The 7,877-nt window shown below is 62.5% G+C and carries 7 protein-coding genes; all 7 read left to right on the top strand.

Going from position 1 to position 7,877, the window contains the following annotated elements; genetic code table 11:
- On the top strand, positions 1 to 700 hold a 700-nt coding region (locus tag RMO40_RS07000), incomplete at its 5' end, for an NADH-ubiquinone oxidoreductase-F iron-sulfur binding region domain-containing protein (RefSeq protein ID WP_309718226.1).
- Entirely contained in the window at positions 697 to 3,000 is a 2,304-nt protein-coding gene (gene nuoG / locus RMO40_RS07005; protein WP_309718228.1) for an NADH-quinone oxidoreductase subunit NuoG, read from the top strand. The genes RMO40_RS07000 and nuoG, both read left to right, overlap by 4 nt.
- A 2-nt stretch (positions 3,001 to 3,002) precedes the next feature.
- On the top strand, positions 3,003 to 4,100 hold the full coding sequence (gene nuoH / locus RMO40_RS07010; protein ID WP_309718230.1) for an NADH-quinone oxidoreductase subunit NuoH: 1,098 nt from the start codon (positions 3,003 to 3,005) through the stop codon (positions 4,098 to 4,100).
- A gap of 21 nt (positions 4,101 to 4,121) precedes the next feature.
- Positions 4,122 to 4,610: an NADH-quinone oxidoreductase subunit NuoI gene (nuoI, locus tag RMO40_RS07015; RefSeq protein WP_309718248.1), complete on the top strand. Its 489-nt coding sequence runs from the start codon at positions 4,122 to 4,124 to the stop codon at positions 4,608 to 4,610.
- Positions 4,611 to 4,750: 140 nt separating this feature from the next.
- Complete coding sequence (locus tag RMO40_RS07020) at positions 4,751 to 5,392, top strand: NADH-quinone oxidoreductase subunit J (RefSeq protein ID WP_309718234.1); 642 nt, start codon at positions 4,751 to 4,753, stop codon at positions 5,390 to 5,392.
- Positions 5,389 to 5,715 (top strand): NADH-quinone oxidoreductase subunit NuoK, encoded by a 327-nt coding sequence (gene nuoK, locus RMO40_RS07025; RefSeq protein ID WP_309718239.1) that lies wholly within the window; start codon positions 5,389 to 5,391, stop codon positions 5,713 to 5,715. The genes RMO40_RS07020 and nuoK overlap by 4 nt, the downstream gene beginning before the upstream one ends.
- Before the next feature lie 4 nt (positions 5,716 to 5,719).
- The gene (nuoL, locus tag RMO40_RS07030) at positions 5,720 to 7,756 is read left to right on the top strand and encodes an NADH-quinone oxidoreductase subunit L (protein WP_309718245.1); all 2,037 of its coding nucleotides are present in this window, start codon (positions 5,720 to 5,722) and stop codon (positions 7,754 to 7,756) included.
- Positions 7,757 to 7,877 lie beyond the last annotated feature (121 nt).

Here is a 7,877-nt window from a genome sequence, read left to right on the forward strand (position 1 = left end):
CAACAACACCGAAACCTTTGCGGCTGTGCCGTGGATCATCCGCAACGGCGGTCAGGCGTTTCTCGAGGTCGGCAAGCCCAACAACGGTGGCACCAAGATCTACTCGGTGTCCGGCGATGTCGAATGGCCCGGAAATTACGAGGTGCCGCTCGGTACGCCATTTGCGAAGCTGCTCGAGTTGGCCGGCGGGGTGCGCAAGGGCCGCACGCTGAAGGCGGTGATTCCCGGCGGCTCGTCGGCGCCGGTGCTGCCGGCCTCGATCATGAACGAGCTGACGATGGACTACGACAGCATCGCCAAGGCGGGTTCGATGCTGGGCTCGGGCGCGGTGATCGTGATGGACGACAGCCGCTGCATGGTGCGTTCGCTGCTGCGCCTGTCGTATTTCTACATGCACGAGAGCTGCGGCCAGTGCACGCCGTGCCGCGAAGGCACCGGCTGGCTGTTCCGAATGGTCGAGCGCGTTGTCGATGGCAAAGGGCGCATGGAGGATATCGATCTGTTGAATTCGGTTGCCGACAACATTCAGGGCCGCACCATCTGCGCGCTCGGAGATGCCGCTGCGATGCCGGTGCGCGCGATGATCAAGCACTTCCGCGGCGAGTTTGTCGCGCTGATCGAGAAGGGGCAGGGCGTGGCGCCGCCACACATCGATCCGCTGGCCACCACCACGGCAGGCGCAGGGCGGGTACTCGCATGATTGAAATCGAACTCGACGGCCAGAAGGTCGAGGTGGTCGAAGGCAGCACCGTGATGCACGCTGCCGATCGCGCCGGCACCTACATCCCGCATTTCTGCTATCACAAGAAATTGTCGATCGCGGCCAACTGCCGCATGTGCCTGGTCGAGGTGGAAAAGGCGCCGAAGCCGATGCCGGCCTGCGCCACGCCCGCGACCCAGGGCATGATCGTTCGCACCCGCAGCGAGAAGGCCTTGAAGGCCCAGCAAAGCGTGATGGAGTTCCTGCTGATCAACCATCCGCTCGACTGCCCGATCTGCGATCAGGGCGGCGAGTGCCAGCTGCAGGATCTGGCGGTTGGTTACGGCGCATCCGAGTCGCGTTACGACGAGGAAAAACGCGTCGTCTTCAAGAAGGAAGTCGGTCCGCTGATCTCGATGGCCGAGATGACGCGTTGCATCCACTGCACGCGTTGTGTGCGCTTCGGACAGGAAGTCGCCGGGGTGATGGAGCTGGGCATGATCCATCGCGGTGAACATTCCGAGATCACCACCGTGGTCGGCGAGACCATCGACTCCGAGCTGTCGGGCAACATGATTGACGTGTGCCCAGTCGGCGCGTTGACCAGCAAGCCTTTCCGCTACAGCGCCCGCACCTGGGAGCTGTCGCGCCGCAAGAGCGTCAGCCCGCACGATGGCACCGGCGCCAACCTGATCGTCCAGGTCAAGAACAACAAGGTGCTGCGTGTGGTGCCGCTCGAGAACGAAGACGTCAACGAGTGCTGGCTGGCTGACCGTGACCGCTTCTCGTACGAAGCGGTCAACAGCGACGAGCGCCTGACCGCGCCGATGATCAAACAAGGCGGCGAGTGGAAAACCGTCGACTGGACCACGGCGCTGGAGTACGTGGCCAATGGTCTGAAGCAGATCAAGGCTGACCACGGCGCCAAGAGCATCGGTGCATTGGGGTCAGCCCAAAGCACGGTGGAAGAGTTGCACCTGCTTGCGAAGCTGGTGCGTGGACTGGGCAGCGAGAACATCGACTACCGCACGCGTCACGCTGACTTTGCCAACGTCGGTGGAGTCCGCTGGCTGGGGACGTCGATTGCCTCCTTGTCCATGCTGCAAAGCGTCTTGGTCGTCGGCTCCTTCCTGCGCAAGGACCACCCGCTGTTCGCCCAGCGCATCCGCCAGGCGGCACGCAAGGGTGCCAAGGTGCACGGCATCCATGCGGTGCAAGACGACTGGCTGATGCCTCTTGCCAACAGCGTTTCAATAGCGCCGAGCCAATGGGTGCAAGCCTTGGCTGAAGTGGCCTCTGCCATCGCCGGCAGCAAGGGCGTGACCGCACCGGTTTCTGCGACAGCGGGTTCAGTGGCGCAAGCCGTTGCCGCGTCGCTGTTGTCGGGCGAGCGCAAAGCGGTGCTGCTGGGCAACGCCGCGGCACAACACCCGCAAGCGAGCCAATTGTTGTCGCTGGCCCACTGGATCGGTGAGCAGACGGGCGCCTCGGTGGGCTACCTCACCGAAGCCGGCAACACGGTGGGCGCACAACTTGTCAACGCCTTGCCGGGCAACGGTGGTTTGAACGCGGGCCAGATGTTGAGCGGTTCCTTGAAAGCCTGCGTGCTGCTGAATGTGGAACCGTCGTTCGACGCTGCCAACGCCAGCGCCGCCGTTGCGTCGCTGCAGGGCGCTGAGATGGTGATTGCTCTGACGCCGTTCAAGACGGCTGCGGTTGAAAGCGCCGACGTGCTGCTGCCGATCACGCCCTTCACCGAAACCTCCGGCACCTTCGTCAACGCAGAAGGCCGGGTGCAAAGTTTCCACGGTGTCGTCAAACCGCTAGGCGACACCCGCCCCGCCTGGAAGGTGCTGCGCGTGCTGGGCAACCTGCTCGGCATCAAGGGCTTCGATTTCGAAACTTCCGAAGAAGTGCGCGCCGAGGCACTCGGTGACCTGAGCACCGTGGCTTCGCGCTTGAGCAACAGAGCTTCGCCGGCCTCTGCCTCGTCGCCCGCTGCGACATCGGCCCTGGAGCGCATCGCCGATGTGCCGATCTACGCCACCGATTCGCTGGTGCGCCGTGCCACCTCGCTGCAGCTGACGGCCGATGCCAAGCCACCGGTCGCGAGCCTGCCGCCCGCGCTGTGGTCGCAACTCGGCCTGGCGGAAGGTGCCACGGTGCGTGTCTCGCAAGGCGCAGCACAGGCCGTGCTGCCCGCGCAACTCGACGCCACCCTGGCCGCCACGGCCGTGCGTGTGCCGACCACGGTTTTGCTGGGCGCGATGTTCGGCCCCATCACCGTCGAGAGGGCCTGAACATGCTCGACACCGTCAACACCTTTGGCAGCGAGTTGCTGGGCGGTTTCTGGCCCACGGCTTGGTCGCTGATCAAGATCATTGCCCTGGTGGCGCCGCTGATGATCTGCGTGGCCTACCTCACGCTGTGGGAGCGCAAGGCCATCGGCTGGACGCAGATCCGACCCGGGCCCAACCGTGTCGGCCCCTTCGGCTTGCTCACACCCATCGCCGACGCAGTGAAACTGATCTTCAAGGAGATCATTCTCCCGACCGCGGCCAACAAGAGCCTGTTCCTGCTCGGCCCTGTCATGACCATCATGCCGGCGCTGGCCGCGTGGGCGGTGGTGCCCTTCGGTCCTGACAAGGCTGTCGCCAACATCAACGCCGGCCTGCTGTTCCTGATGGCCATCACCTCGATGGAGGTCTACGGCGTGATCATTGCCGGCTGGGCCTCCAACTCGAAGTACGCCTTCCTCGGCGCGCTGCGCGCGTCGGCGCAGATGGTCAGCTACGAAATCGCCATGGGTTTCGCGCTGGTCATTGTGCTGATGGTGTCGGCCAGTCTGAACATGACCGACATCGTGTTGGGTCAGAACAAGGGCATGTTCGCCGGCATGGGCCTGAGCTTCCTGTCTTGGAATTGGTTGCCGCTGTTCCCCATCTTCATCGTCTACTTCATCGCCGGCCTGGCCGAGACCAACCGCCACCCGTTCGACGTGGTGGAGGGTGAGTCCGAGATCGTCGCCGGTCACATGATCGAGTACTCGGGCATGGCCTTCGCCATGTTCTTCCTGGCCGAATACGCCAACATGATCCTGGTGTCGGTGCTGGCCGTGACCCTGTTCCTCGGTGGCTGGTTGGCCCCGGTGTCCTTCGCTGCCCTCGGCATGGAAACACCGGGCTGGATCGTTGCCACCGCCTGGTTCTGGGACTGGTTCTGGCTCTTCGGCAAGACCTTCCTGGTGGTCACCGTGTTCTTGTGGGTTCGGGCCACGTTCCCACGCTTCCGTTACGACCAGATCATGCGTCTGGGCTGGAAGATCTTCATCCCCATCACCCTGATTTGGCTGGTGGTGGTCGGGCTGTGGATTCAGTCCCCCTGGAACATCTGGAACTAAAGGAAGAGAACCATGACTGCAATGGCTTCCGTCAAAAACGTCCTGTCGAGCTTGATGCTCACAGAGTTGCTCAAGGGCATGGCACTCACGGGCCGGCATTTCTTCTCGCGCACGATCACCGTGCAGTTCCCTGAAGAAAAGACGCCGCAAAGCCCGCGCTTTCGTGGCCTGCATGCGCTGCGCCGTTATGAAAACGGTGAAGAGCGCTGCATCGCCTGCAAGCTGTGCGAAGCGGTGTGCCCGGCGATGGCCATCACCATCGAATCGGAAGTGCGCGACGATGGCTCGCGCCGCACCACGCGCTACGACATCGACCTGACCAAGTGCATCTTCTGCGGCTTCTGCGAAGAGAGCTGCCCGGTCGACTCGATCGTCGAGACCCACATCTTCGAGTACCACGGTGAAAAGCGGGGCGACCTGTACTTCACCAAAGACATGCTGCTCGCCGTGGGCGACCGCTACGAAAAAGAAATCGCCGCCAACAAGGAGGCTGACGCGCGCTATCGCTGACGGACAGACCGTCCTAGCCCATCACCGCCCGTTCGGGCTGAAGTATCGAGGCCATGCGCTGCCCTTCGATACCTCAGGGCGAACGGAGGATGGCAACGGAAGATCGGTCACCCTGATGCCCAGGCGCTGAACAGAACAATATGGCCACATCCACTGCGCTCTTCTACGTTTTTTCTGCCGTGCTGCTGGGGGCGGCGTTTCGCGTCATCACGGCGCGCAGTGCGGTGCATTCCGCGCTCTTCCTCGTGCTCGCGTTCTTCTCGGCCTCCTGCGTTTGGATGCTGCTGCGCGCCGAGTTCCTGGCCATCTCGCTGGTGCTGGTGTATGTCGGCGCGGTGATGGTGCTGTTTCTCTTCGTCGTGATGATGCTCGACATCAACGTCGACGACATGCGCGTGGGTTTCTGGAAGCACTTTCCGGTGGCTGCCCTCGTGGGCGTGATCATTGCGCTCGAGATGGCGCTGGTGCTGATCCCAGGCTTCGATTTGCGCTCGGCACCGGTACCCGATGCCAAGGCCATCGAACTCGGCAACACCAAGCTCCTCGGCATCCAGATCTACACGCGTTACCTCTACCCGCTGCAGATCGCCGCAGTGATCTTGCTGGTGGCCATCATTGCCGCCATCGCGCTCACGCTGCGCCAGCGGAAAGACAGCAAGGCCATCGACGCCTCGGAGGCTGTCAAGGTCAAGAAGGCCGACCGCCTTCGCGTCGTGAAGATGCAGCCCGTGGTCGAGCCACCGCCTACATCCCCAGCGCCGCCCACCGGAGAAACCAAATGAGCGCCCTGGCCTTGGGCCCCATCACGCTGGGGCATTACCTCACCCTGGGCGCGATCCTGTTCGCGCTGTCGGTGATCGGCATCTTCTTGAACCGCAAGAACCTGATCATCCTGCTGATGGCGATCGAGCTGATGCTGCTGGCCGTCAACCTCAACTTCGTGGCGTTCTCTCACTACCTGGGCGACATGGCCGGCCAGGTGTTCGTGTTCTTCATCCTCACGGTGGCCGCCGCCGAGTCGGCCATTGGACTGGCGATTCTGGTGGTGCTGTTCCGCAACCGCTCCAACATCAATGTCGACGAACTCGACACGCTGAAAGGCTGATGGCATGAGCGCACCACAACTCTCCCAGAATCTGCTGCTCGCGGTGCCTTTGGCACCGTTGGCCGGCGCAATCATTGCCGGCTTCTTCGGCAAGGCCGTGGGCCGCCGAGGCTCGCACATCGCTACCATCCTTGGTGTGCTGATCGCGTTCGTCTTGTCGGCCCTTGTGCTGAAAGACGTGATCGCCGGCGCCCGCTTCAACGCCACCATCTATGAGTGGATGGTGCTCGGCGGCTTGAAGATGGAGGTCGGCTTCCTGGTCGACGGCCTCACCGCCATGATGATGTGCGTGGTGACCTTCGTGTCGCTGATGGTGCACATCTACACCATCGGCTACATGGAAGAAGACGCCGGCTACCAGCGCTTCTTCTCGTACATCTCGCTGTTCACCTTCTCGATGCTGATGCTCGTGATGAGCAACAACTTCCTGCAGTTGTTCTTTGGCTGGGAGGCGGTCGGCCTGGTGTCGTATCTGCTGATCGGCTTCTGGTACACCAAGCCGACGGCGATCTTCGCCAACATGAAGGCCTTCCTGGTCAACCGGGTGGGTGACTTCGGCTTCATCCTGGGCATCGGCCTGGTGGTGGCGTTTGCCGGGTCGCTCAACTATGGCGATGTGTTCACCAAGGGCGGCGAGTTGGCCAAGCTCACGTTCCCTGGCACCGAGTGGATGCTGATCACCGTGATCTGCATCTGCCTCTTCATCGGCGCCATGGGCAAGAGCGCGCAGTTCCCGCTGCACGTGTGGCTGCCCGATTCGATGGAAGGCCCGACGCCCATCTCGGCGCTGATCCACGCGGCCACGATGGTGACGGCCGGCATCTTCATGGTGGCGCGCATGTCACCGCTGTTCGAGCTGTCCGACACGGCGCTGAGCTTCGTGCTGGTGATCGGTGCCATCACGGCGCTGTTCATGGGCTTCCTAGGCATCATCCAGAACGACATCAAGCGCGTGGTCGCGTACTCCACGCTCTCGCAGCTGGGCTACATGACGGTGGCGCTCGGTGCGTCGGCCTACTCGGTGGCGGTGTTCCACCTGATGACGCACGCCTTCTTCAAGGCGTTGCTGTTCCTGGCCGCAGGCTCGGTGATCATCGGCATGCACCACGACCAGGACATCCGCAACATGGGTGGCCTTCGCAAGTACATGAAGATCACCTGGATCACCTCGCTGCTGGGCTCGCTGGCGCTGATCGGCACGCCGCTGTTCTCGGGCTTCTATTCGAAAGACAGCATCATCGAGGCGGTGCACGAGAGCCAGCTGTGGGGTTCCGGCTTTGCGTACTTTGCGGTGGTGGCGGGCGTGTTCGTCACGGCCTTCTATTCCTTCCGCATGTATTTCCTGGTCTTCCATGGCAAGGAAAACTTCCGTCACAAGCCTTTCCCAGGCGAGCACGACCACCACGACGACCACGCGGATGATCACCACGCGCACGAGCCGCATGTGCCGCACGAGTCGCCCTGGGTGGTGACGCTTCCGCTGGTGCTGCTGGCCATTCCGTCGGTGCTGATCGGCTACTTCACGATCCAGACCATGCTGTACGGCGACTTCTTCAAGGACGCGATCTTTGTCAACCTGGACAAGCACGCCGCGATGAAGGAAATGGCCGAAGCCTTCCACGGTGCCTGGGCCATGGCCCTTCACGGCCTGAGCACGCTGCCGTTCTGGTTGGCACTGGCCGGCGTGGTGACAGCCTATGTGTTCTACATGGTCAAGCCGGAGATCCCTGCGGCCATCAAGGCACGCACTGGCTTCATCAACCGCATTCTCGAAAACAAGTACTACTTCGACTGGTTCAACGAGAACGTGCTGGCTGCTGGCGCGCGCCTGCTGGGCATGGGCCTGTGGAAGGGCGGTGACGGTGTGGTGATCGACGGTGCCATCAATGGCACGGCGCGTGGCATCGGCGGCATCGCGTCCGTTGTGCGTTTGGCGCAAACCGGCTTTCTGTATTGGTATGCGCTGGTGATGATCCTGGGTGTGATCGGGTTGATGACCTGGCAGTTGTGGCCTTACCTCAGCGTCACGCTGGGTCGCTGATCGGTCACGGAGAACAAGAACATGGGTTTGCTGAGCCTCGCCATCTGGTTGCCGATTTTGTCCGGCGTGATGTTGTTCGCGCTGGGGCGTGACGAGCATGTGAAAGCCGTGCGCTGGCTGG

It is taken from the genome of Rhizobacter sp. (genome assembly GCF_031412075.1).
Taxonomy (GTDB): Bacteria; Pseudomonadota; Gammaproteobacteria; order Burkholderiales; family Burkholderiaceae_C; genus Rhizobacter.

What these genes read in the sequence shown, in the direction of transcription:
- nuoK (WP_309718239.1), top strand. Translation starts at nt 5,389, where the DNA reads ATGAGCGCCCTGGCCTTGGGCCCCATCACGCTGGGGCATTACCTCACC.
- nuoH (WP_309718230.1), top strand. Translation starts at nt 3,003, where the DNA reads ATGCTCGACACCGTCAACACCTTTGGCAGCGAGTTGCTGGGCGGTTTC.
- RMO40_RS07020 (WP_309718234.1), top strand. Translation starts at nt 4,751, where the DNA reads ATGGCCACATCCACTGCGCTCTTCTACGTTTTTTCTGCCGTGCTGCTG.
- nuoL (WP_309718245.1), top strand. Translation starts at nt 5,720, where the DNA reads ATGAGCGCACCACAACTCTCCCAGAATCTGCTGCTCGCGGTGCCTTTG.
- nuoG (WP_309718228.1), top strand. Translation starts at nt 697, where the DNA reads ATGATTGAAATCGAACTCGACGGCCAGAAGGTCGAGGTGGTCGAAGGC.
- nuoI (WP_309718248.1), top strand. Translation starts at nt 4,122, where the DNA reads ATGGCTTCCGTCAAAAACGTCCTGTCGAGCTTGATGCTCACAGAGTTG.